Source organism: Trinickia sp. HAY1-2D (genome assembly GCF_056754935.1).
In genome coordinates this window covers 3876279-3899148 of sequence record NZ_JBPGWX010000002.1, presented here as the reverse complement: position 1 = coordinate 3899148, position 22870 = coordinate 3876279, and the positions used below count along the sequence as shown (strand labels likewise).

Below are 22870 nucleotides of genomic sequence, written 5' to 3'. Positions count from 1 at the left end.
TCAGTTTGTCGCCGCGAAGACCCACGATACAAGGCGGCGAGCCCCGGGGCGCGCGGTATGCGAGCGGCATGCGCGGGAGGTGGCGATGGCGGTGCAAGCCCTGCTGATGGATGCGGAGCCGGTCATCGAAGACTGGCTCATGAAGCGAAACTGTTCGGTGTCGCCGAAGCAGTTCGTGTGGTTCTATGTGTCGCTGACATTCTGCTCGTCGGCGATTGCGCTGTTGCTGGTCGTGTGCGGTGCATGGCTGGTCCTGCCGTTCACGGGTATCGAGTTGCTGGCGGTGGGCATCGCGTTCGTGATTTACGCGCGTCATGCGGTCGATTACGAGCGCATCCGGCTTTTCCCGAACCGGCTCGTGATCGAGCAGGTGAGTGCCGAGCGGTTGACGCAGTTCGAATTCAATCCGCGCTGGGTGCGGGTCGAGCAAGGTGCGTCGCCGCGCGATCCGATCAAGCTCGTATCGCGCGGACAAGCTGTCGTGATCGGGCTGCATCTCGCGCATCATCGGCGCGCGCAGTTCGCGAACGAGTTGCGCCTGACGCTTCGGCGGTGCGGCTGAAAGAGGTGGCGAAGGGGCGAGGATTTGAATGGAAATTTTGGCTAAGGAAGCTATGAAAACAATCAAGCGAGCCCTCTGGGGCGTGCTGGCCGCAAGCGGGCTCCTCTTCGCCTCGGCCGCATGGGCGGTCGGCGACAGCCCGGGCGGTCCAGCCGTCGGCGAGATCAACTTTCAACCGCCCGCCACGAAACTCGCCGAGGAGCTGTACCACCTCCACATGTGGATGTTGGTGCTTTGCACGGTGATTTTTCTCGGCGTATTCGGCGTGATGTTCTATTCGATCTTCATGCATCGCAAGTCGAAAGGACACAAAGCTGCCAATTTCCACGAAAGCACCACCGTCGAAATCATCTGGACGATCGTGCCGTTCATCATCGTCGTGCTGATGGCGCTGCCCGCCACGCGCACGGTCGTGGCGATGAAGGACACGAGCAACGCCGACGTCACCGTCAAGGTCACCGGCTACCAGTGGAAGTGGGGCTACGAGTACGTCAAGGGTCCTGGCGAAGGCATCAGCTACTTCTCGACGCTCACGACGCCGCGCAGCGAGGTCAACGGCCAGGCGCCGATCACCGACACCTATTTGCAGGAAGTGGACAATCCGCTCGTCGTGCCCGTCGGCAAGAAGATCCGGGTGATCACGACCGCCGCCGATGTCGTGCACTCGTGGTACGTGCCGGCATTCGGCGTCAAGCAGGATGCCATTCCCGGCTTCGTGCGCGACACCTGGTTCAAGGCCGACAAGACCGGAACCTTCCGCGGTTTCTGTACGGAGCTGTGCGGCAAGGAACACGCCTACATGCCCGTCGTCGTCGTCGTGAAGTCGGATGACGATTACGCGAAGTGGGTCGACGAGCAGCAAAAGAAGATGGCCGCCAGCAACGACGACCCGAACAAGACCTATACGCTCGCCGAGCTCAAGGCTCGCGGCGAAAAAGTCTACACGGCGAACTGCGCGGTCTGCCATCAGCCGACCGGCAAGGGCGCCGGTGTGTTTCCGGCGCTCGACGGCAGCAAGATCGTGAACGGCCCGATCGCGCAGCATGTGAGCATCGTGCTGAACGGCAAGAACGCCATGCCGAACTGGGGCAAGACGCTCAACGACGTGGAGATCGCTTCGGTCATCACGTTCGAGCGTAACGCCTGGGGCAATCATACGGGCGACATTTTGCAGCCGCGCCAGGTTGCCGACGCGCGCAACGGCAAGCTGCCCGAAGGCGGGGGTGCCCAGACGGCCGCGCCCGCAAGCGGCGCGCCGGCCGCAAGCGCGCCGCAGGCAAGCGTCGCCCCTTCGCAGGACAAGCCGGAAGCGGCGGCAGGCAATGCGCGCGCTCGCGTCGCGGCGCGTGCCGCTGCGGCACCGGCGGCTTGACGTGTCGCTGTGTTCGTCACAGTCGGTGCACTATTTGCTCTAGGAGATTCACATGTCTAGCATCGGACACGATGTAGCCGGTCATGGCCACGCGCATGACGACCATGCGCATGCGACGCCGCATGGCTGGCGCCGGTGGCTGTTCGCCACCAATCACAAGGACATCGGGACGATGTACCTGGTGTTCTCGTTCACCATGTTCCTGTCGGGTGGGGTGGCGGCGTTGATGATCCGCGCCGAGCTGTTCGAGCCGGGCTTGCAGATCATGCGTCCCGAGTTCTTCAATCAGCTCACCACGATGCACGGCCTCATCATGGTGTTCGGCGCGATCATGCCGGCGTTCGTGGGTTTCGCGAACTGGATGATCCCGCTGCAAATCGGCGCGGCCGACATGGCGTTCGCGCGGATGAACAACTTCAGCTTCTGGCTGTTGCCCGCCGCGGCGGCGTTGCTCGTCGGCTCGTTCTTCGCGCCTGGCGGCGCGACGGCGGCCGGCTGGACGCTCTATGCGCCGCTTTCGACGCAGATGGGACCCGGTATGGATTTCGCGATTTTCGCGGTCCACATCATGGGTGCGTCGTCGATCATGGGCAGCATCAACATCATCGTGACGATCCTCAACATGCGCGCACCTGGCATGACGCTGATGAAGATGCCGATGTTCGTCTGGACGTGGCTCATCACGGCTTATCTGCTGATCGCTGTCATGCCGGTGCTGGCCGGTGCGATCACGATGTTGCTGTTCGATCGTCATTTCGGCACCTCGTTCTTCAACGCGGCCGGCGGCGGCGACCCGGTGATGTATCAGCACATCTTCTGGTTCTTCGGCCACCCCGAGGTGTACATCATGATTCTGCCGGCGTTCGGTATCATCTCCCAGGTGATCCCGGCGTTCTCGCGCAAGCCGCTGTTCGGCTATAGCTCGATGGTCTATGCGACGGCTTCGATCGCGATCCTCTCGTTCATGGTCTGGGCGCACCACATGTTCGTGACGGGCATGCCGGTCACGGGCCAGCTGTTCTTCATGTACGCGACGATGCTGATCGCCGTGCCGACGGGCGTAAAGGTGTTCAACTGGCTGGCCACCATGTGGCGTGGCTCGCTGACGTTCGAAACGCCCATGTTGTTTGCGATCGGCTTTCTCTTCGTGTTCACGATGGGCGGCTTCACCGGTCTCATGCTGGCGATGGCCCCGCTCGACATCCAGTACCACGGTACCTATTTCGTCGTCGCGCACTTCCACTACGTGCTCGTTGCGGGCTCGCTGTTCGCGCTGTTCTCAGGGTGGTACTACTGGGCGCCGAAGTGGACAGGCTGGATGTACAACGAGACACGCGGCAAGATCCACTTCTGGGCGTCGATGATCTTCTTCAACCTGACGTTCTTCCCGATGCACTTCGTGGGCCTCGCGGGCATGCCGCGCCGCTATGCGGATTACCCGGCGCAGTTCACGGATTGGAACCAGGTTGCGTCGATCGGCGCATTCGGCTTCGGTCTCGCGCAAGTCTATTTCCTGTTCGCTGTCGTACTGCCGGCCTATCGCGGCGGTGGCGAGCTCGAAAAAGCATCCGACAAGCCGTGGGACGGCGCGATGGGCCTCGAGTGGACGGTGCCGAGCCCGGCTCCGTTCCATACCTTCGAGAATCCCCCGACGGTAGAGTGAACGGCCGGCCCCCGGCGGGCCGGGTAGCATGCGCGCCGGGCGGTATGTGCCGCCCGGCATGGACGAGCAGTAGGAAGGATGACTCTGGACCCACAAAAAAGACGATCGCCGGCGCAGATGCGCGCCGGCAACCTGCGGCTGGCCTTGATCCTGATCGGTGTCGTCGCCGTCTTCTTTTTGGGTGCCGTCGTCAAGCAGTGGCTGGTCCGTTGATGGAGGCGGCCATGGAACAGAAGGGCAAGAGCAGTTTCGCTCGGACGATGAAAGCGGTGATGTGGTCGTTTTTCGGCGTGCGCAGGAGCCGCGACCACGCGGCGGATGCGACGCAGTTGAACCCGCTGCACGTGATCGCGGCGGCGGTGATCGCGGCGGCCGTATTCATCGGTGTATTGATCGCAATCGTGCATATGGTGGTCAGTAAGGGCTGAAGCGCTCACTGGCACAACAAACTGGACTGACTGGACTGAAGTGGAGAATCAACAATGAGCGGTCAAAACGATAGCCCGTATTACTTCGTGCCGAATCCGTCCCGGCACCCGGTCACCGCGTCCATCGGCGTCTTGATCATGCTCGGATCGCTCGGGCTCTGGCTCAACGAAAGCCCGTGGGCGCCCTATACGATGTTCGTCGGGCTGCTTTGGTTGCTGTTCGTGTTGTGGCACTGGTTTGGCGACGCCATTTCCGAATCGGAAGGCGGGATGTACGGCAAGCGTGTCGATAGTTCGTACCGCTGGAGCATGAGCTGGTTCATCTTCTCCGAAGTCATGTTCTTCGGCGCGTTCTTCGGTGCGCTCTTCTACGCGCGCGAAATCGCGATGCATCAGCTCGGCAGCCTCGACTACAAGCTGATCTGGCCGGATTTCAGCGCCGTGTGGCCGAACGAGGGTCCGGCAGCGCTCGCCGGCCATTTCAAGTCGATGACGCCGTGGCCGGTGCCGACGATCAACACGGCCTTGCTGCTGAGCTCGGGCGCGACGCTGACGGTGTCGCACCACGCGCTGCGCGACAACCATCGGACGAAGGCGATCGCGTGGCTCGCCGCGACGGTCTTGCTCGGCATCACGTTCCTCTTCATGCAGGGCTTCGAGTACTTCCATGCGTACAACGAGTTGAACCTGACGCTGGCCTCGGGCGTGTACGGCTCGACGTTCTTCCTGCTCACGGGCTTTCACGGCTTCCACGTGTTTCTCGGCGGAACGATGCTCTCGGTCGTGCTGGTGCGGCTGATCCGCGGTCACTTCACGGCCGATCACCACTTCGCGTTCGAAGGCGCCGCGTGGTACTGGCACTTCGTCGACGTCGTGTGGCTGGGGCTTTACGTCGTCGTCTACTGGCTTTGATCCTGGCTGGCGGGCACGTGCCTCGCGCGAGGTGCCTGCCCCGTCGTGTGCCCGCGCTTCGAATATCGGACTGCCCAGGCTTTGACGCCGCCTTCGAGACGATCGGGGCGGCGTTTGTCTTTACGGCCCTCGATGGGCCGGCGTGCAACGAGCCGGCGATCAATGTCCGAGCGGAATTCGGTTGTACTGAATCCAGCCGAGCCAGTGCGCGATCAGGATGAACAGGAAAAGCGAGATCGACAGGCCCACGCGCGTGGCGAGCGACCAGACCATGCGCTTCGTGCGGCCCCGGTCATGCATCATGAAGTAGAGCGCCGATGCCATGCTGGCGATGATGAGGACGAAAGCGATAGCGATGATGATGTGCATGGAATCAACGAATATTCGGCATTGCGAAGCAGTAGCCACAATTATCTCACCCGTTCGCCGCGCATGGGCGTCCGGTGATCGTATAGCTGACGCCGCATGAAATTCCGCCTGGTTCCCGCGCTGCTGATCCTCTTCGTGATGGCGGTGACGATCCGGCTCGGTTTTTGGCAGCTCGACCGCGCCCATCAGAAGGAAGCGATCGAGGCCCGCATCTCGCGTTATGAAAGCGCGCCGCCGCAGATCGTGACAAAGGCACCGATCGCGGCGCAGGCGATGGAATATCACCGCGTGCGCGCTTACGGACACTTTGTGCCACAGCGCGTGGTTTATCTCGACAATCGGCCGTACCGCGATCAGCCGGGCTTTTATGTGGTGATGCCGCTTCAACTGGCCGACGGCGGCTATATTCTCGTCAACCGCGGCTGGTTGCCGCGCAACGCCGATGTGCGCACGGCGATCGCTCCGTACTCGACGCCCGCCGGCGACCTCTGGATCGAGGGCATCGCCCGCGGCAACGCTTCTCGTGCATTCGAGCTTGGCGAGGGCGGCTCGGCGGCACATCAGCCGATCCGGCAAAATCTCGACACGGCCGCCTATGCGGCCGAAACCGGATTGCCGCTCCAACCGTTCGTGATTCAGCAGACGAACGATACCGGCGACCGGCTCGTGCGCGATTGGCCGGCCCCGACCACCGGCGTCGAGCGCAACTACGGTTATATGCTGCAGTGGTGGGGTATGGCCGCGGCGGCATTGGCGTTCGGTCTGTATGCGGCGCGACGTGCCGCGAAGAAAGCGACTTGAAGAGGTTTCCCGTTTTGTCTATGCCGTCCACTCGTTCCCCGAATCCACCTGAGCGCGCCACACGAGGCTCCTGGCGGCGCGGCCGCTGGGTGTTGCTGCTGCTCGCCCTCGTGAGTGCCGCGCCGGTCATTGCGTCCTATCTTGCTTATTACGTATTCAAGCCAAGCCTGGGCACGACCAACTACGGCACGCTCGTCGAGCCTCAACGTCCGATCCCCGAAGGGCTCGTCGTGACCGATGAATCCGGCAAGCCGATGAAGCTTGCTTCGCTGCGCGGCGTCTGGCTGATGATCGCCGCCGATACGAGTGCGTGCGACAAGGCTTGTGCAACGAAGCTCTATTTCATGCGCCAGATTCGCGCGACGCAGGCCGGCGAACGGGTGCGCATCGTCACGATATGGCTGCGTACCGATCAGTCGCCGGTGCCCGATGCCATCAAGACGGCTTATGCCGACACGCGCATGCTCGTCGCCGATCCTGCTGCCGTCGCCGCGTGGTTGCCTGCCGAAACGGGCACGCGCGATACCGACCACATCTATCTCGTGGACCCGAACGGGAACCTGATGATGCGTTTTCCGAAGAACCCGAACCCGAGCAAGATCAAGGGCGATGTGACGAAGCTGCTCAAATGGTCGAGCATCGGATGATGCGGGGGCTGCCTTGGCGGGCGCAGTGATTAGGGATCCGAAATGTTTTTAATTCAACTTGCGCTGATCGGCTTGTGCATCGCTCTGTTGCCGCTCAGCTATGTCTGGGTCAAAGCCAGCGACGACAAATTTCGCAAGCTCGTCTGGGTGACGACGTTCCTCACGCTCGACCTCGTCATGTTCGGCGGCTTTACGCGGCTGACCGATTCGGGGCTCGGTTGCCCCGATTGGCCGGGCTGCTACGGCACGGCGTCGCCGTTCATCGCGCATGCGCAAATTGTCGCAGCCCACGCGGCGCTGCCGACAGGACCGGTCAGCATGACCAAGGCCTGGATCGAAATGATCCACCGCTATTTCGCCATGGCTATCGGTGTGCTGATCGTCGCGCAGACGCTGATCGCCTGGGTCGCGCGTATCAAGCGCCGCCCGCTCGCCGTTTCGCCGTGGTGGCCGACCGCGCTGCTTGCGCTGATCGGCGTGCAGGGCATCTTCGGTGCGTGGACCGTCACGATGAAACTCCAGCCCATCATCGTCACGACGCACCTGCTGCTCGGCCTCGCATTGCTGGGCTCGCTCGGATGGCTCGCGGCGCGCGTCACGCCGATGCCGGCGTACGAGCCGGGCGCCGCACGCTATCGCACCGCGGCACGCGTCGGGCTCGCGCTGCTCGTCGTGCAGATCGCATTGGGCGGCTGGGTCAGTACGAACTATGCGGTACTGGCGTGCACCGATTTCCCGACCTGCAACGGGCAATGGATTCCGTCGATGGACTTCGCGCACGGCTTTCATCTCTGGCGTGCGCTCGGCATGACGAGCGACGGAGACGCCATCACGCAAGATGCACTCGTGGCGATTCACTGGACGCATCGCACGTTCGCCTTCGTGGTGATTGCCTATCTGGTCTGGCTGGCACTCCAATTGCGGCGGTACGCATCGCTTGCGCGTCCGGCGATGGGCGTACTGGTCGTCATCGCGGTGCAATTCGCCACCGGCCTGTCGAATATCGTGCTAGCGTGGCCGCTGCCGATCGCGGTCGCGCATAACGGCGGCGCAGCCGTCCTGCTGCTTTTGCTCGTTGTGCTAAACTTTCGAACCGCTTCCAGCCGTCCCGGCCGCGCGGCGCTTGCAGCGCGCGGCACCGCAACCGCGTGACTCTCATGGACAGCACAACGCTCCCTCATACTCTCGGCTCCCGGCTTTCACAGTACTTCGCGCTGACGAAGCCACGGGTCACACAGCTCGCCGTTTTCTGCGCGGTGATCGGCATGTTCCTGTCGACGCCGGGCATGGTGCCGTGGACGGTTCTGATCGGCGGCACTGTCGGTATCTGGCTGCTCGCGGGCGCCGCGTTCGCGATCAACTGCCTCGTCGAGCAGAAGATCGATTCGATGATGCGGCGCACGGCGTGGCGGCCTTCCGCGCGCGGCGAGATCACCACGACGCAGATCCTGCTGTTTTCGGCTGCGCTCGGCGGCCTGGGCATGTGGACGCTCTATACCTTCACGAATGCGCTGACGATGTGGCTCACGCTGGCCACCTTCGTCGGCTATGCCGTGATCTACACGCTGCTGCTCAAACCGGCCACGCCGCAAAACATCGTGATCGGCGGCGCATCGGGTGCGATGCCCCCCGCGCTCGGCTGGGCTGCGGTGACGGGCGCGGTCCCCGGGGATGCCTGGATTCTCGTATTGATCATTTTCGTTTGGACACCGCCGCATTTCTGGTCGCTTGCACTGTATCGCCGCCAGGACTACGAAAACGCCGGCCTGCCGATGCTACCGAACACGCACGGGGAGCAGTTCACGCGCCTGCATATTCTGCTTTACACGATCGTGCTCTTCGTCGTGACGCTGATGCCGTTCATTTCGGGCATGAGCGGAGCGGTGTATCTGAGTGCGGCCGTCCTGCTCGGCGCCATCTTTCTCGCGTATGCGTGGAAGATCTATCGCGAATACTCCGATGTGCTCGCGCGCAAGACGTTTCGCTATTCGATCGTCTACTTGTCGCTGCTCTTTGCCGCGCTGCTCGTCGATCACTATGCGCGCGCACTGCTCGGCGCGTGACATCCAGGCCATGTTCGTTCATTCCGTCGCGCATCGCACGCGCATCGTGCTCGCTGCATGCGCGGCCGGTATCGCACTCGCGGTGACCGGTTGCGGCGACAAGGCGCCGGCGTTCGACAATCTCGATATCACGGGTAACTCGCAATTCGGCTCGGCGTTCGCGTTACCCGACACAAATGGCAAGACGCGCACGCTCGGCGATTTCAAAGGCAAGGCGGTCGTTCTTTTTCTCGGCTACACGCATTGCCCCGACGTTTGCCCGACCACGATGGCCGAACTCTCGCAGGCGATGCAGCAACTCGGCCCCGACGCGGCGCGCGTGCAAGTGCTCTTCGTGACCCTCGATCCGGCGCGTGACACGCCGGAAGTGTTGTCGCAATACGTGCATGCTTTCAACCCGTCGTTCATCGGTTTGCGGCCGAGCGACGCGCAACTGGCCCGGTTCGCCAAGGACTTCCGCATCTACTACGCGAAAGTGCCCGGCAAGACCCCAGACGGCTACACGATGGACCATACCGCCGCGAGCTACGTGTTCGATCCCTCCGGCAAGCTGCGGCTCTTTGCACGCGACGGGCAAGGCGCTGAGCCCTGGGTGCACGATCTGAAGTTGCTGCTCGACTGATTTCCAGCTGCGCTTTTTACCAGCCGATGCCGCAATAAACGCAGCTCGTGTTGCGTCGCGATAGCCGGCGCGCTCTCGCCGCATATCGATATGCCATCATCGTATTTTGCGGTGCAGCATGCGTGTGAGACGATTGACCTCGCTGTGTCAAACGTTCATCCATCAAGAAAGCGAGCTCCCCATGCAGTTCAAAACGCTTCCCCAAACGCTACTGAAACTCCTTCTCGCCGCGGCAACGGGTGCGGCCCTGGTCATGAGCACCGGCGCGTGCGCCCAAGACAAGCCGATCAAGGTCGGTGTGATCGCAGGCCCCGATTCGCAGACCTGGCAGGTCGTCAAAAAGGTGGCGAAACAGAAAGAAGGGCTCGATATCAAACTCGTCGAATTCAACGATTATGTGCAGCCGAATGCGGCGCTCGACGCGGGCGATCTCGACGCCAATGCGTTTCAGCATCAACCTTATCTCGACAGCCAGATCAGGCAACGGGGCTACAAGATCGTCAACGTGGGCCTGACCTATATCTCTCCGCTCGGCATCTATTCGAAGAAGCTCAAGTCGCTGAAGGACCTGCCGCAGGGCGCGAAGGTATCGCTGCCCAACGACCCGTCGAACGAGAACCGCGCACTGCTGCTGCTACAAACGCAAGGTGTCATCAAGCTGAAGGCGGGAGCCGGTGCGAACGGCAGCAACGCGACGCCGCTCGATATCGAATCCAACCCGAAGAAGATCAAGCTCGTGGAATTGGACGCCGCGCAGTTGCCGCGCTCGCTCGACGATGTCGATGCGGCCGCGATCAACACCAACTATGCCCTCTCGGCAGGGCTGCAGCCGGCGAAGGACGCGATCGCCCGGGAAGATGTGCATAGTCCGTACGCGAACCTCATCGCAGTGCGCACGCAGGACAAGAGCAAGCCTTGGGTGAAGAAGCTCGTGGCGGCGTATCAATCGCCGGAAGTGCGCCAGTTCATCAACAGCGAATTCAAGGGTGCGGTCGTGCCGTCGTTCTGAGCCGCGCACGTCGATCCGACGCTCTGAGCAAGCCAGCCCTCATCCGGGCTGGCTTGTTTCGTTGTGCGACGGCAATGCGTGACCGTCGCTGCGCCGCCCAGACGTCAACTGGGCTCCGAGTTCGGGTAAATCCCGATGCCCGTTCATGGCCGAGAACGGCCCAGTAGCGGTCATGAAACCCTTTCCAGGCAAGGCTTTCTACCGTTTGTCGGGGTTCGGCACGCGCTAATTGACTGGTATTATTGTGGTTATATAATGGGCTCCAATTCGCAGCCCGGCCACGCACGTGCCAGTGCAGCTTACTGCTCTCGAACCGCCGATGTTGGCGCTGGCCTGGATCGTGCGCCCACGTCCGCTGTTCCCCGCAATATCGAAATCGAAGATCCCATGCTCAATGGAAACATCCTGACGCCCGACGGTTGGATTCACGGTGCGCTCCAATTCGAAAACGGCCGCATCACGGTGCTCGACGGTGCGCGCGTCGATCCGTCGACGAACGACAGCTGCTATATCCTGCCCGGCTTCATCGACCTGCACGTCCACGGCGGCGGCGGTGCCGACGTCATGGAGGGCGGTCGCGCCATCGAGACGATCGCGCGCACGCATGCCCGTCACGGCACGACCAGCCTGCTGGCCACGACGATGACGGCCCCGCGCGCGGAGCTGATGGCCGTGGTGGCCGGACTCGGCGATATCACGCGCTGCCGCACGCCCGGCGGTTCGCGCGTACTTGGCGTGCATCTCGAAGGGCCGTACATCAACCCGGGCAAGCTCGGGGCACAGCCCGATGCGGCTGTCTCGGCCGCGCTCGACGAAGTGCTCAAATATCTGTCGATCGCGCCGATTCGCGTGGTCACGCTGGCTCCCGAGATCGCGGGTCACATGGACATCATCTCGGAGATGGCCGCACGCGGCGTGCGCGTGCAACTGGGCCACTCGCTCGCGACTTACGACGACGCGGTCGCGGCGCTCAAGCACGGCGCGTGCGGGTTCACGCATCTGTTCAACGCCATGTCGCCGATGCATCACCGCAACCCGGGGCTCGTCGGCGCCGCATTCGCGCACGCCGAGTTCGCCGAGATCATCCCCGATTTGCTGCACGTCCACCCCGGCGCGATCCGGGCCGCGCTGCGCGCCATTCCGCGCCTTTATGTGGTGACCGACAGCACGTCGGCCACGGGCATGCCGGACGGCGAATACCGGCTCGGCAGCCAGCAGGTGACGAAGTGCCTCGGCGGTGTACGGTTGTCGGATGGCACGCTGGCTGGCAGCACCCTCACGATGGACGATGCACTGCGCAACCTCGTTTCGCTCGGCTTGCCGCTGGCGGATGTGTCCGATCGCATGTCGCGCCATGCCGCCGATTACCTGGGCCTCGAAGACCGCGGCCGGCTCGTGCGGGGCGCATGGGCGGACGTCGTCGTATTCGAGCGCGATCTCACGCTCGCAGCGACTTATGTCGAAGGAGAGCAGATTGTCGAATATGCTTGACGAGGCGCGTGCCGCCCGCCATGCGGTTGCCGCGCAATGCGCCGACAGCGGTCGTGTCGAGGCGCTGGCCGCGTCACTGGCCGAAAAGCCGCGTCATGTCGCGCTCACGGTCGCGCGCGGCAGCTCGGACCATGCGGCCAGCTATTTCGCGAGCCTCGCGATGAGCCGCATCGGCGTGCCCGTCGCATCGCTGCCGATGTCGATTGCAACGCTGCAGGCCGCGCCGCTTCGCGTGGCCGGCGAATTCGCCATCGCATTCTCGCAATCGGGCAAAAGCCCCGATCTCGTCGAAACGATGACGACCCTGCGGCGCGCGGGTGCGCTTACCGTCTCATGTGTCAACGCGCCCGATTCGCCGCTCGCGAGTGCGTGCGAGTGGCAATTGCCGCTTCTCGCGGGGCCTGAGCGCTCGGTCGCGGCGACGAAGAGCTATATCGCCATGCTCTCGCTTTCGGCGCAGCTCGTCGCCTTCTGGCAACGCCCGGAGCGCGATGAGCCATTGCTCGAGGCGCTTCGCGCGTTGCCCGACGCGCTCGACGAAAGCGCGCATCTCGACTGGTCGCGCGCGATCGAAGCATTGGTCAGTGCCGAGCGCATGTTCGTGATCGGCCGCGGCCTCGGACTCGCGATTGCGCAGGAGGCGGCGCTCAAGCTGAAGGAGACATCCGGGATACAGGCCGAGGCCTTTTCGAGTGCTGAGGTGCGTCACGGCCCGATGGAACTCATCGACGAGAACTATCCGCTGCTGATATTCGCGCCGCGCGGACCTGAACAAGCCGGGCTCGTGCGTCTTGCCGCCGATATGCGTGCGCGCGGCGCGCGCGTGTTGCTGGCGGCGCCAGGCGATGTGGCGGAGGCCACGCTGCCGCTCGCGACGACGCGGCATCCGGCGCTCGATCCCATTGCCGCGATTCAGACCTTTTATGTCATGGCTGCGGGACTCGCCGTCGCGCGTGGGCGCGACGCCGATCAGCCCCGTTATCTCAACAAGATCACCGAAACCCACTAGCGAGAAATTCGGATGGAACTTGCGCAAGAGTCCCGATTGAAGAGCGAGACCCAGGACTCGATCGTCCTGCTCGCGCCCATGACCGGCCTGGTCGTGCCGCTTGCCGACGTGCCAGACCCCGTCTTCGCGGATGGCATGCTCGGCGACGGCATTGGTATCGACCCGCTCGAGGGAAAGCTCGTCGCGCCCTGTGAAGGTGTGGTGACGCATCTCGCTCGCACGGGTCATGCGTTGACCCTGCAAACGACGCAGGGTGCGGAAATCCTGCTCCATATCGGCATCGACACCGTCGATCTGAATGGACAGGGATTTGCTGCGAAAGTGGCGCAAGGCGCGCGCGTGAAAGCCGGCGACATCCTGATCGAATTCGATCAGGACTTCGTTGCGACCAAAGCGCCCAGTCTCATATCGATCGTCGCCGTGGCGAATACCGACGTCTTCGAGATCGTCGAGCGGCCCGGCGAAACCCGCCGCGGCATGATTCGGACCGGGGAGCCGCTGCTCGTGCTGCGCTCGAAAACCGCGGTGTCGGGCTCGTCGAAGGCTCGCGCGCAGGCGGAGGCCCTGCACGCGGCCGACGTACCGCAAGCATCGCGCGAAATCACGCTGGCGGTCGCGGGCGGGCTCCATGCGCGTCCTGCGGCGCGTGCGCGCGAGGCCGCTCGCGGCCTCGATGCCCGGATCGAAGTCTGCCATGGCACGCGGTGCGCGAGCATAGAGAGCGTCGTCGGACTCATGGGGCTGGGCGCCGGCGAGGGCGCGGCCGTCGAAGTGCGAGCCGCCGGCGCCGATGCGGCCGCGGCCGTGGATGCGGTCGTGCGCGAGCTGCTGCGCGAAGTGCACGGCGAGCTGGAGGAAACGCCCGCGCGCGTTGCCTCCCCCGCGCCGCGCCCCGCGGCGGTCATAGCCGGCGTGCCGGCCGATCCGAACACGCTCGCCGGCGTGTGCGCCGCGCCGGGCATTGCCGTCGGCACGCTCACGCGCTGGGACGATACGCAATTCGATCTGCCCGAGGCCGGGAGCGGGACGCCTGCGGCCGAAAGCCGCCTGCTCGATCGCGCGTTGGCGGCCGTCGACGCGCAATTGAACTCCACGGTGCGCGACGCCTCGCAACGCGGCGCCGTCGGCGAAGCAGGCATCTTCGCCGTGCATCGCGTGCTGCTCGAGGACCCGACGCTGATCGATACGGCCCGCGATCTCATCAGCCTCGGTAAAAGCGCGGGCTTCGCGTGGCGCGAGGCCATTCGCGCACAGATCGGCGTGCTCGCGAACGTGGAAGACATGCTGCTCGCCGAGCGCGCAGCCGATTTGCGCGATATCGAAAAGCGCGTGCTGCGCGAGCTCGGCTACGGGGCGCAGAATGCTCGCGCGTTGCCCGACGATGCCGTGCTCGCTGCCACCGAGTTCACGCCGTCGGATCTGTCGTCGCTCGACAGAAAGCGCGTGGCGGCGCTCGTCATGGCCGGCGGCGGTGCGACCTCGCATGCGGCCATCATCGCTCGGCAGCTTGGCATTCCGGCGCTTGTCGCTGTCGGCGACGCGCTGCATGCGATTCCCGACGGCACACAAGTCGTCGTCGACGCCAGCGCGGGACGCATCGAGTACGCACCGACGGCGCTCGACGTCGAGCGCGCGCGTCTCGAGCGGCAGCGTCTGGCCGGCGTGCGCGAGGCCAACCGTCGCGTATCGCAGGAAGCCGCGTCGACGGCCGACGGTCGGGCGATCGAGGTCGCCGCCAACATCGCCACGCTCGACGATGCTCGCACCGCGATCGAAAACGGAGCCGATGCCGTTGGCCTCTTGCGAACCGAGCTGCTTTTCATCCATCGCGAGACGGCGCCGAGCGCTCGCGAGCATTGCGCAAGCTATCAGGCGATCGTCGATGCCTTGCAAGGGCGCCGCGCCATCATCCGCACGCTCGACGTCGGCGCCGACAAGGAAGTGCCTTATCTGACGCTGCCGCCCGAAGCGAATCCGGCGCTCGGGCTGCGCGGCGTACGCCTCGCGCAATTGCGGCCCGATCTACTGGACGATCAATTACGCGGCCTGATCGAGGTCGAGCCTCATGGCTCGGTGCGGATTCTGTTGCCGATGGTGACCGACGCCAACGAGCTGATGCGCCTGCGTGCCCATATCGACGAGCTCGGCCGTGCCGCGGGACGTACCGATCCGATCGAAGTGGGCGTGATGATCGAGGTGCCGTCCGCGGCGCTGCTCGCCGACCAGCTCGCACGCCACGCCGATTTCCTCTCGATCGGCACAAACGACCTCACGCAATACACGCTGGCGATGGATCGCTGCCAGCCCGATCTCGCCTCGCAGGCGGACGGCCTGCATCCGGCCGTGCTGCGTCTCATCGAGGCGACGACGCGCGGTGCCGCGAAGTACGGCAAGTGGGTCGGCGTCTGCGGGGCGCTCGCGGGCGATCCGCTTGCCGTGCCGCTTCTCGTCGGCCTCGGCGTGACAGAGCTTTCGGTTGATCCGGTTGCCGTACCGGGCATCAAGGCGCGTGTGCGCCGACTCGATTATCAACTGTGCCGCCAACGCGCGCTGGATGCGTTGGAGCTCGACTCGGCGCAGGCGGTAAGAGCAGCAAGCCGCGAAATCTGGCCGCTCGACTAGGCGCACCGCGCTTTTTCGAGCGAGCCGGCATCGCACTCAAACAAGCATCGACGACGAGAAGACATTGGAGGCACTCATGGACGGAAATCCATTTATGAAGGTCCAGCGGCTAGGGCGAGCGCTGATGCTGCCGATTGCGGTGCTGCCGGTCGCGGGCATCTTGCTGCGCCTCGGCCAGGCCGACGTGCTCAACATCAAGATGATTGCCGACGCCGGCGGCACGATCTTCGACAATCTGCCGTTGCTGTTCGCGATCGGCGTGGCGGTGGGCTTCGCGAAGGACAACAATGGCGTTGCCGCATTGGCGGGTGCGATCGGCTATCTGATCGAAATCGCCGTGATGAAGGACATCAACGACAAGCTCAACATGGGCGTGCTGTCGGGAATCATCGCGGGGATCGTGGCGGGGATGCTCTATAACCGCTACAAGGACATCAAGCTGCCCGATTATCTGGCGTTCTTCGGCGGCAAGCGCTTCGTGCCGATCGTGACCGGGCTGGCCTGTGTGGTATTGGGCGTCGTCTTCGGGTACGTCTGGCAACCCGTGCAGGCGGCCATCGACGCGACGGGCCACTGGCTGACGACGGCCGGCGCGATCGGCGTATTCGTCTATGGCACGCTGAACCGATTGCTGCTCGTGACGGGTCTGCATCACATCATCAATTCGCTCGCCTGGTTCGTATTCGGCACGTTCACGCCTCCGGGCGGCGGCGCCGCGGTGACGGGCGATCTCCATCGCTTCTTTGCGGGCGATCCCACCGCGGGCGGCTTCATGACGGGCTTTTTCCCGATCATGATGTTCGGCCTGCCGGCGGCGTGCCTTGCCATGCTGCACGAAGCGCCGAAGGAGCGCCGCGCGATGGTGGGTGGCCTGCTGTTTTCGATGGCGCTGACATCGTTTCTGACTGGCGTGACGGAACCCGTCGAGTTCAGCTTCATGTTCCTAGCACCGGTGCTCTATGTGATCCACGCGTTGCTCACCGGCCTTTCGCTCGCGATCTGTCAGGCGCTCGGCATCCATCTTGGCTTCACGTTCTCCGCCGGTGCGATCGACTACGTACTGAACTACGGGTTGTCGACCAAAGGCTGGCTCGCGATTCCGATCGGACTCGTCTACGCGGCGGTCTACTACGGGCTGTTCCGGTTCTTCATCCGCAAGTTCAACATGGCCACACCGGGCCGCGAACCCGCGACGACCGACGCCCAGATCGAATCGTTCGGGGCTGGCGGTTATGTCGCGCCGACGGCGGGCGCCGCGGCGCCGCGTGCCGTGCGCTACATCGCTGCGCTCGGCGGTGCTTCGAACCTGACGCTCGTCGACGCCTGCACCACGCGCCTGCGTCTTTCAGTGGTCGATGCCGAAAAAATTTCGGAGCCGCAGTTGAAGGCCATCGGCGCACGCGGCGTACTCAAGCGCGATGCGCGCAACGTGCAGGTCGTCATCGGGCCGGAAGCCGACATGATCGCCGACGAAATCCGCGCGGCCATGGCAGGTCCGGCAGGGCAGGCCGCGCCGGCCGCTGCCGGCGCCGAGCAAGGACCGAGCGGACCGCTCGATCCCGATCCGATGCGCTGGCTCGCCGTGTTCGGCGGTGCGACGAACGTCGCGGCACTCGATGCCGTGGCGGCCACGCGGTTGCGCGTAGTCGTACGCGATCCGGGCGCAGTCGACCGCCAGCGGCTCGGCGAGCTCGATGTTGCCTGGGTATCGGCCGATACGTTCCACATCGTCTGCGGCACTGCGGCCCAGCGCTACGCCAAGCAACTGGCCACGCGCCTCCCGCCGGCCGCGGGCGTTTCGCCACAGCCCGTCTGAGGTCGATGCGCGCCTGAACTCGCTTCAGGCAATGCAAAAGAGCGGCCAGGGTGACCTGATGCCGCTCTTTCTTTTGGTCCGCCGAACGGGCGGGCCGACGAAACTCAAGCGTACGCGGCCAGGGCGTTGCGCATCTTTTTCATCGCACTCGCTTCGATCTGACGAATGCGCTCGGCCGATACACCGAACTCGGCGGCGAGTTCATGCAGCGTCGAGCCTCCCGATCCGTCATCGTCGACGTTGAGCCACCGCGCTTCGATGATGCGGCGACTGCGTGCGTCGAGCGATTCGAGCGCTTCGGCGATGCCGTCCGTTTGCAGCTTGTCGCGTTGACGGGCGGCCAGCACGGCCGTCGGCTCGCTGTGCGCGTCCGCCAGATAGGCGATCGGCGCGTACGATTCCTCGCCGTCTTCGACGTGCCCTTCGAGCGCGATGTCGCCACCGGAGAGCCGCGTTTCCATCTCGGTGACTTCCTCGCGTTTGACGTTCAGTTCTTTCGCGAGGCCTTCGATCTCGTCGGGCGAGAACGCTTGCAGCCCTTGCTTGTGGCTGCGCAGATTGAAGAACAGCTTGCGTTGAGCCTTCGTCGTCGCGACTTTCACCATGCGCCAGTTGCGCAGGATGTATTCGTGGATCTCCGCTTTGATCCAGTGGATCGCGTACGACACAAGGCGCACGTTTTGCTCGGGATCGAACCGTTTGACCGCCTTCATCAGCCCGATGTTGCCTTCCTGGATGAGATCCGCATGGGGCAGACCGTAGCCGAGATAATTGCGTGCGATCGATACGACGAGACGCAGGTGCGACAGCACGAGCTGACGCGCGGCATCGAGGTTGTTGTGCAGGCGATATTCAGTGGCGAACCGGCGCTCTTGCTCCGCCGTCAGCATCGGAATGCGGTTGACAGCCTGGATGTAGGCGTCGATGTTGCCCAACTGGCCGGGCAGCATCGACGTTGGCGCGAGCGTCAGAGCACCTGCCGAAGCGGCCATGGCGGACGCCGGGGCGAGAGGGCTCGGAAGGGTCATTGCGTTGCTCACGTAGGAAACTCCTTGAAATCGGACTACCGCTCAGTCACAAGTACGACTCCGGGGGATATTAGCACTCCCGGAAGCCGAGTGCTAAGTGTTGGAGTCTCAAATGGCGCCGGAAGTTCCGCGAAGCTATCGATTCCGTTGAGTCGATAGGCAATTCTACTCTATTGGTCGCAAGCCGGCCGCGAAGGGGGACGCGAGCAGGAATTGGGGTTGAATCGAACTGAAGCATCCCCTTTTTCCGAGATTGTGTATTGCGCGAGACGATACGACGCGCGGAAAAACCATACCGTAAGATAGACGCGCTTCGGGCCGCATGGCGCGTGGTAGTGGCCCGATCATCAACGAGCCCCTTCGGAGTATGCGAATGAAAAAGAAGAACCGGATCCGGCAACGTCCCTTGAGCGTTTTCGTCATAGCGGCACTGGCGGCGGCCACCATGCTTGCCGCGGCACCGGGCCTCGCGCGGGCCGATACTTTCGGCGTGCAGCTCGGAGGAGGATTTGGCGAGCACGATGTCAACAAGCTCGACCTGGGCCTCGTCTGGGACCCGGGCATCAATTGGTGGGAAATGGGCGGCTGGCATTTTTCTCTCGTCGGCGAAGCCCATGTGGACTATTGGCACCCGGGCAACGGAACGTCGCGTCATGACGTCTACACGTTCGGTGTACAGCCCATGGTCCGCTTCATCAAAAGCGCTGGCGCCGTTCGCCCATTCATCGAGGCGGGCGCGGGTGTGCGCGGGGTCTCACGTGTGACGATCAAGGATGGTTACTCGATGGGCACGGCCTTTCAGTTCACCGAGATCGTCGGCGTCGGCGCGCAATTCGGCGGCCACCAGCAGTACCAGGCCGGCTTTCGATTTCAACATGTCTCGAATGCCGGTATCAAAGAGCCGAATCCTGGTATAAATTTCAGCCAGCTATATCTGCAATACAACTTCTGACGCGAATGTCCCGTGCGGCATTCGGGTGCATGGGAGCTGAGCGATGGCGGCAAAGATGATCGAAGCGATTCGCGTACTCGAGCGGGACCGGTTTCGCGCAATGGTCGACGGCGACGTGCCGATGCTCAACGAGTTGCTGTCCGAGAACGTGAGCTTCGTTCATACCAACGGCAAGCGCGAGACGAAGCAGCAATTCATCGACGCCATCTCCGCGGGCCGACGGCGCTACCGGCAAATCGAAGTGCAATCGCAAGACGTGTTGCCCGTCGGCAGCGAGACGTGTGTTGTGACGGGGCGCGCGTTGATCGAAATGGAAGCGAACAACGGCGCCTTGCTCTATCCGATCGCCTATACGGCCATTCAGGCGCAAGAAGACGGCCAATGGCGTCTCGTGGCGTGGCACGCGACGCGCTGCGCGCTCGAATGACGCGTCGGCGCGCGCGCGTTCCCTTACCGGCAGCGTATTCGTCTCACGCTGCGGCCTGACGCTCGTCGTCGCTCCACTCGAACCTGTTCACCGCGCTGATGAGCGCATCCACCGCGGCCGTCGCGGCATCGGCATGCACGCCGACGCCGAAACGCAGCGGCGCGCTGCCCGCACGACAGCCGACGAACGCGGCCCAGCCGCCGTCGGCCGTGCGTGCAGTCTCGTAGGAGCAGACATCGATCGGGCAGGCGGCCTCGGCGCTGAGCGCGCACGCCACCGCTTCGACGAGTGCATCGCCTTGCGCATGCGCCGGGTCTCCGCCGATACGGGCCACTTCGCGACGCTGCCAGCGCACCGTGGCGGGGTCGGTGCGCGTGGCCGGTCCCCGCACGCCGAGATATTCGCGGGCGAACCGTTCGCAGATCGCTTCGCCCGTGACTTCGACGCCGGATTCGTCGGCGATTTGCTGCACGACATGACTGAATTCGATTTGCAGGCGGCGCGGTGGCGCAAAGCCGAGCCCGCGCTCGAGCAGGAATGTCGAGCCGCCTTTGCCCGATTGGCTGTTCACGCGTATGACCGCATCGTAGCTGCGACCGAGGTCCGCCGGATCGACGGGCAGGTAGGGCACTTCCCAAACCGCCTCGGCCGATCGCCGCGCGAAGCCTTTGCGAATCGCATCCTGGTGCGAGCCGGAGAAGGCTGTGAAGACGAGATCGCCCGCGTAGGGGTGGCGCGGATGGACGGGTATTGCGTTGCAACGCTCCACGACGCGGCGCACCGCGTCGATATCGGAGAAATCGAGGCCCGGATCGATGCCTTGCGTATAAAGGTTCAGCGCGAGCGTCACGAGATCGACGTTGCCCGTGCGCTCGCCGTTGCCGAACAGGCACCCTTCGATGCGCTCGGCTCCCGCGAGCAACGCCAGCTCGGCCGCTGCGACTGCCGTGCCGCGATCGTTGTGCGGATGCACCGAAAGCACGATGCTGTCGCGCCAGGCAAGGTTGCGATCCATCCATTCGATCTGGTCGGCGAACACATTGGGCGTAGCGGCTTCGACCGTGGCCGGAAGATTCAGGATCATCTTGTGCTCGCGCGTCGGCGCCCAGGTTTGCGCGACAGCGTCACAGACTTCACGCGCGAAGGCGAGCTCGGTCATGCTGAACGTCTCGGGCGAGTATTGAAACGTCCACCGCGTGCCGGGCCGTCGTTGGGCCTCTTCCTTGATGAGCCGTGTGCCCTCGACGGCGAGCGCTTTGACGTCTTCCTTCGAAGCATCGAATACGATGCGCCTGAACGAGGGGCAGATCGCGTTGTACAGATGGACGATGGCGCGTGGGGCGCCTTCGAGAGCTTCGAATGTGCGCGCGATGAGATCGGCGCGTGACTGCACGAGGACTTCGATCGTCACGTCCTCAGGAATCCGCCGCTCGTCGATCAGCCTGCGTACGAAGTCGAAGTCCGTTTGCGATGCCGACGGGAAGCCGACCTCGATCTCCTTGAACCCGATAGCAATGAGCATCTCGAAGAACTCGAGCTTCTGCTCGATCGTCATCGGGTCGATCAGCGACTGATTGCCGTCGCGAAGATCGGTACTCATCCAGATCGGCGCGGACTCGATCGTCCGGCTCGGCCACTTGCGCGTGGCGAGGCGAACAGGCTGAAACGGTCGGTACTTCCCGGCGGGATTGCGGAGCATGGCGAACCTCGTTCGTTGCGTCGTCTGCGAAACGCGAGGCAGGCTCGGCGGCTGGCCAGCCGTGCCGGGGCGCACAACGCGCCGGCGCATTTCGCGATTCGCCCGAACGGTATTCGGCCGAATGCTGACGACTACGGTTTGTAGGGAACTGCGGTTTGGGCGAAACGGAACTGCGGGAACTGCAGGAGGACCGCGCAAACGACACGCGGCGCTACGGCTGGCTTACGCTAGTCGTAGCGATAGAGGCCGCGCTAGTCGGCCGGAGGTAATTCGGAGGGTGTTCGAAATGGAACGCATGAAGCGCACTGTATGTCAGCGACGGCGACGCTGTCAACCGTCGCCGTTCGGCTAATCCTGCCGCACGACCCTTACGATCGTCTCCACCTGGCGCGCGAGCGTCGGCGGCACGGGCTGCCGGCCGTCCAGCACGGCCTGGGTCCACGCCGCGGTCGTGTCCGCATCGCGCGATTCGGGCAGAGCGGCCGGTTGCGCTTCGGAGGAACTGCGCTCGGCCGCGACGAGCGTTTCGGCCACGCCGTCGTGCAGCCAGTCGATCTGGACTTGGCGGCGCGTGTCGGCTACAGCCTCGCCCTCGGTGCCGCGTGCGAGCAACGCTCCGCCGACGGCTGCTGCCGGATGGCCGGCGAAGAGTTCGGCGAGGCTCTCGCGATACTCCGGATGCGTATAGTTGACGAGCCGCAGGCCCGGAGACGAAAACGGCTGCAGGATTTTCACGAGCGTATGCGTCGAATTGCGCACGCCCATGATCCGGCGCAGCGCCAAAAGCCGCGCGAGCTTCGGCGCCAGCACCTCGATCGGCGCGAAGGCGAGCGCGCGGCTGGCCAATTGGGCCTCGATCTCGGGATGGGACTTGGCCGGCGCGATCCCCAGCCTCGCGAAAATCTCTGCGCTCGTCACCCGCCCGGCATCCTCGCTCACGCCGTGCACGAGCGTCGGTACGCCCTCGCGCGCGAGCAGCAGCGCGAGCAGCGGCACCAGGTTGGGCTGCTTGCGCGCGCCGTTGTAGCTCGGAATGGAGACGGGCCGGCTCTCACCGGCCGGCACGCGCAGTAACGCGAACGACGCTTGCGCGGCCTCGAGCATGGCGGCGAGTTCCGCAGCCGTCTCGCCTTTGAGCCGGTAGGCGAGCATCACCGCGCCGAGCTCGATATCCGAGACGCGGCCATCGAGCATCGCGCTATACAACGCGTGCGTGTCTTCGGGCGAGAGCGCGCGGGCTCCGTTCGGACCGCGTCCGATTTCCTTGATGAAACGGGCGCAGGCAAAGGTGCCCGGCGAGGCGGCGGATTCAGTCATGACAGGAAGCGGGTGCGACGAGAACCCGTCGAAGTAAGTAGGCTGTGCAATCTCATTGAGT

Annotated in this window: 21 protein-coding genes and 1 pseudogene; 18 read left to right on the top strand and 4 right to left on the bottom strand. The window is 64.0% G+C overall.

Annotated features, from left to right (window positions below):
- Positions 1 to 85: 85 nt before the first annotated feature.
- The 6 genes and pseudogenes from ACR9ZC_RS25175 to ACR9ZC_RS25150 all read left to right on the top strand — a co-directional run bounded on the left by ACR9ZC_RS25175 (position 86) and on the right by ACR9ZC_RS25150 (position 4937).
- Entirely contained in the window at positions 86 to 562 is a 477-nt protein-coding gene (locus tag ACR9ZC_RS25175; RefSeq protein WP_331569324.1) for a DUF2244 domain-containing protein, read from the top strand.
- A gap of 28 nt (positions 563 to 590) precedes the next feature.
- Positions 591 to 1931 (top strand): annotated as a pseudogene (gene coxB, locus ACR9ZC_RS25170) (cytochrome c oxidase subunit II); the annotation flags it as partial.
- A gap of 55 nt (positions 1932 to 1986) precedes the next feature.
- Complete coding sequence (gene ctaD / locus ACR9ZC_RS25165) at positions 1987 to 3597, top strand: cytochrome c oxidase subunit I (RefSeq protein WP_481582338.1); 1611 nt, start codon at positions 1987 to 1989, stop codon at positions 3595 to 3597.
- Between the two features lie 78 nt (positions 3598 to 3675).
- Complete coding sequence (locus ACR9ZC_RS25160; protein WP_173255045.1) at positions 3676 to 3810, top strand: cytochrome oxidase small assembly protein; 135 nt, start codon at positions 3676 to 3678, stop codon at positions 3808 to 3810.
- Between the two features lie 11 nt (positions 3811 to 3821).
- Complete coding sequence (locus tag ACR9ZC_RS25155) at positions 3822 to 4025, top strand: DUF2970 domain-containing protein (protein ID WP_173255046.1); 204 nt, start codon at positions 3822 to 3824, stop codon at positions 4023 to 4025.
- Positions 4026 to 4079: 54 nt separating this feature from the next.
- Positions 4080 to 4937 (top strand): cytochrome c oxidase subunit 3, encoded by an 858-nt coding sequence (locus tag ACR9ZC_RS25150; protein WP_331569318.1) that lies wholly within the window; start codon positions 4080 to 4082, stop codon positions 4935 to 4937.
- A 159-nt stretch (positions 4938 to 5096) separates the two neighbouring features.
- On the opposite strand, the gene ACR9ZC_RS25145 is transcribed toward ACR9ZC_RS25150, so the two are convergent.
- Positions 5097 to 5306 carry a twin transmembrane helix small protein gene (locus tag ACR9ZC_RS25145; RefSeq protein ID WP_173255048.1) on the bottom strand — a complete coding sequence of 70 codons (210 nt, stop codon included), beginning with the start codon at positions 5304 to 5306 and terminating at the stop codon, positions 5097 to 5099.
- A gap of 96 nt (positions 5307 to 5402) precedes the next feature.
- Between ACR9ZC_RS25145 and ACR9ZC_RS25140 the strand changes: the two genes are divergently transcribed.
- The 10 genes from ACR9ZC_RS25140 (at position 5403) to nagE (ending at position 17386) form a co-directional block, all read left to right on the top strand.
- Positions 5403 to 6107: an SURF1 family protein gene (locus tag ACR9ZC_RS25140; protein WP_481582337.1), complete on the top strand. Its 705-nt coding sequence runs from the start codon at positions 5403 to 5405 to the stop codon at positions 6105 to 6107.
- Between the two features lie 20 nt (positions 6108 to 6127).
- Positions 6128 to 6754 carry an SCO family protein gene (locus ACR9ZC_RS25135; protein ID WP_331569314.1) on the top strand — a complete coding sequence of 209 codons (627 nt, stop codon included), beginning with the start codon at positions 6128 to 6130 and terminating at the stop codon, positions 6752 to 6754.
- Between the two features lie 42 nt (positions 6755 to 6796).
- Positions 6797 to 7906 (top strand): COX15/CtaA family protein, encoded by a 1110-nt coding sequence (locus ACR9ZC_RS25130; protein ID WP_481582336.1) that lies wholly within the window; start codon positions 6797 to 6799, stop codon positions 7904 to 7906.
- A 5-nt stretch (positions 7907 to 7911) separates the two neighbouring features.
- The gene (gene cyoE / locus ACR9ZC_RS25125; protein WP_481582335.1) at positions 7912 to 8817 is read left to right on the top strand and encodes a heme o synthase; all 906 of its coding nucleotides are present in this window, start codon (positions 7912 to 7914) and stop codon (positions 8815 to 8817) included.
- Positions 8818 to 8827: 10 nt separating this feature from the next.
- A complete protein-coding gene (locus ACR9ZC_RS25120) occupies positions 8828 to 9439 on the top strand; it encodes an SCO family protein (RefSeq protein WP_481582334.1) in 612 nt (203 codons plus the stop codon).
- 181 nt (positions 9440 to 9620) lie between these two features.
- A complete protein-coding gene (locus ACR9ZC_RS25115; protein ID WP_481582333.1) occupies positions 9621 to 10448 on the top strand; it encodes a MetQ/NlpA family ABC transporter substrate-binding protein in 828 nt (275 codons plus the stop codon).
- A 387-nt stretch (positions 10449 to 10835) separates the two neighbouring features.
- The gene (gene nagA, locus ACR9ZC_RS25110; protein WP_481582332.1) at positions 10836 to 11939 is read left to right on the top strand and encodes an N-acetylglucosamine-6-phosphate deacetylase; all 1104 of its coding nucleotides are present in this window, start codon (positions 10836 to 10838) and stop codon (positions 11937 to 11939) included.
- Positions 11932 to 12948: an SIS domain-containing protein gene (locus ACR9ZC_RS25105; RefSeq protein WP_481582770.1), complete on the top strand. Its 1017-nt coding sequence runs from the start codon at positions 11932 to 11934 to the stop codon at positions 12946 to 12948. The genes nagA and ACR9ZC_RS25105 overlap by 8 nt, the downstream gene beginning before the upstream one ends.
- 12 nt (positions 12949 to 12960) lie before the next feature.
- Positions 12961 to 15570, top strand: a complete 2610-nt coding sequence (gene ptsP, locus ACR9ZC_RS25100) for a phosphoenolpyruvate--protein phosphotransferase (protein WP_481582331.1) — start codon at positions 12961 to 12963, stop codon at positions 15568 to 15570.
- A gap of 76 nt (positions 15571 to 15646) precedes the next feature.
- Positions 15647 to 17386, top strand: a complete 1740-nt coding sequence (gene nagE, locus ACR9ZC_RS25095; protein ID WP_481582330.1) for an N-acetylglucosamine-specific PTS transporter subunit IIBC — start codon at positions 15647 to 15649, stop codon at positions 17384 to 17386.
- 104 nt (positions 17387 to 17490) lie between these two features.
- On the opposite strand, the gene rpoH is transcribed toward nagE, so the two are convergent.
- Positions 17491 to 18426 carry an RNA polymerase sigma factor RpoH gene (gene rpoH / locus ACR9ZC_RS25090; RefSeq protein ID WP_481582329.1) on the bottom strand — a complete coding sequence of 312 codons (936 nt, stop codon included), beginning with the start codon at positions 18424 to 18426 and terminating at the stop codon, positions 17491 to 17493.
- A 361-nt stretch (positions 18427 to 18787) separates the two neighbouring features.
- Here rpoH and ACR9ZC_RS25085 point away from each other — a divergent pair, with 361 nt between their 5' ends.
- Positions 18788 to 19366: an acyloxyacyl hydrolase gene (locus tag ACR9ZC_RS25085; protein ID WP_481582328.1), complete on the top strand. Its 579-nt coding sequence runs from the start codon at positions 18788 to 18790 to the stop codon at positions 19364 to 19366.
- A gap of 43 nt (positions 19367 to 19409) precedes the next feature.
- Positions 19410 to 19793 (top strand): nuclear transport factor 2 family protein, encoded by a 384-nt coding sequence (locus ACR9ZC_RS25080; protein WP_331569296.1) that lies wholly within the window; start codon positions 19410 to 19412, stop codon positions 19791 to 19793.
- Positions 19794 to 19836: 43 nt separating this feature from the next.
- Here the strand turns inward: ACR9ZC_RS25080 and leuA are convergent, their stop codons facing one another.
- Both leuA and ybiB read right to left on the bottom strand, forming a co-directional pair.
- Positions 19837 to 21492, bottom strand: a complete 1656-nt coding sequence (gene leuA / locus ACR9ZC_RS25075; protein WP_481582327.1) for a 2-isopropylmalate synthase — start codon at positions 21490 to 21492, stop codon at positions 19837 to 19839.
- Positions 21493 to 21840: 348 nt separating this feature from the next.
- Positions 21841 to 22809: a DNA-binding protein YbiB gene (gene ybiB, locus ACR9ZC_RS25070; RefSeq protein ID WP_481582326.1), complete on the bottom strand. Its 969-nt coding sequence runs from the start codon at positions 22807 to 22809 to the stop codon at positions 21841 to 21843.
- Between the last annotated feature and the right edge of the window lie 61 nt (positions 22810 to 22870).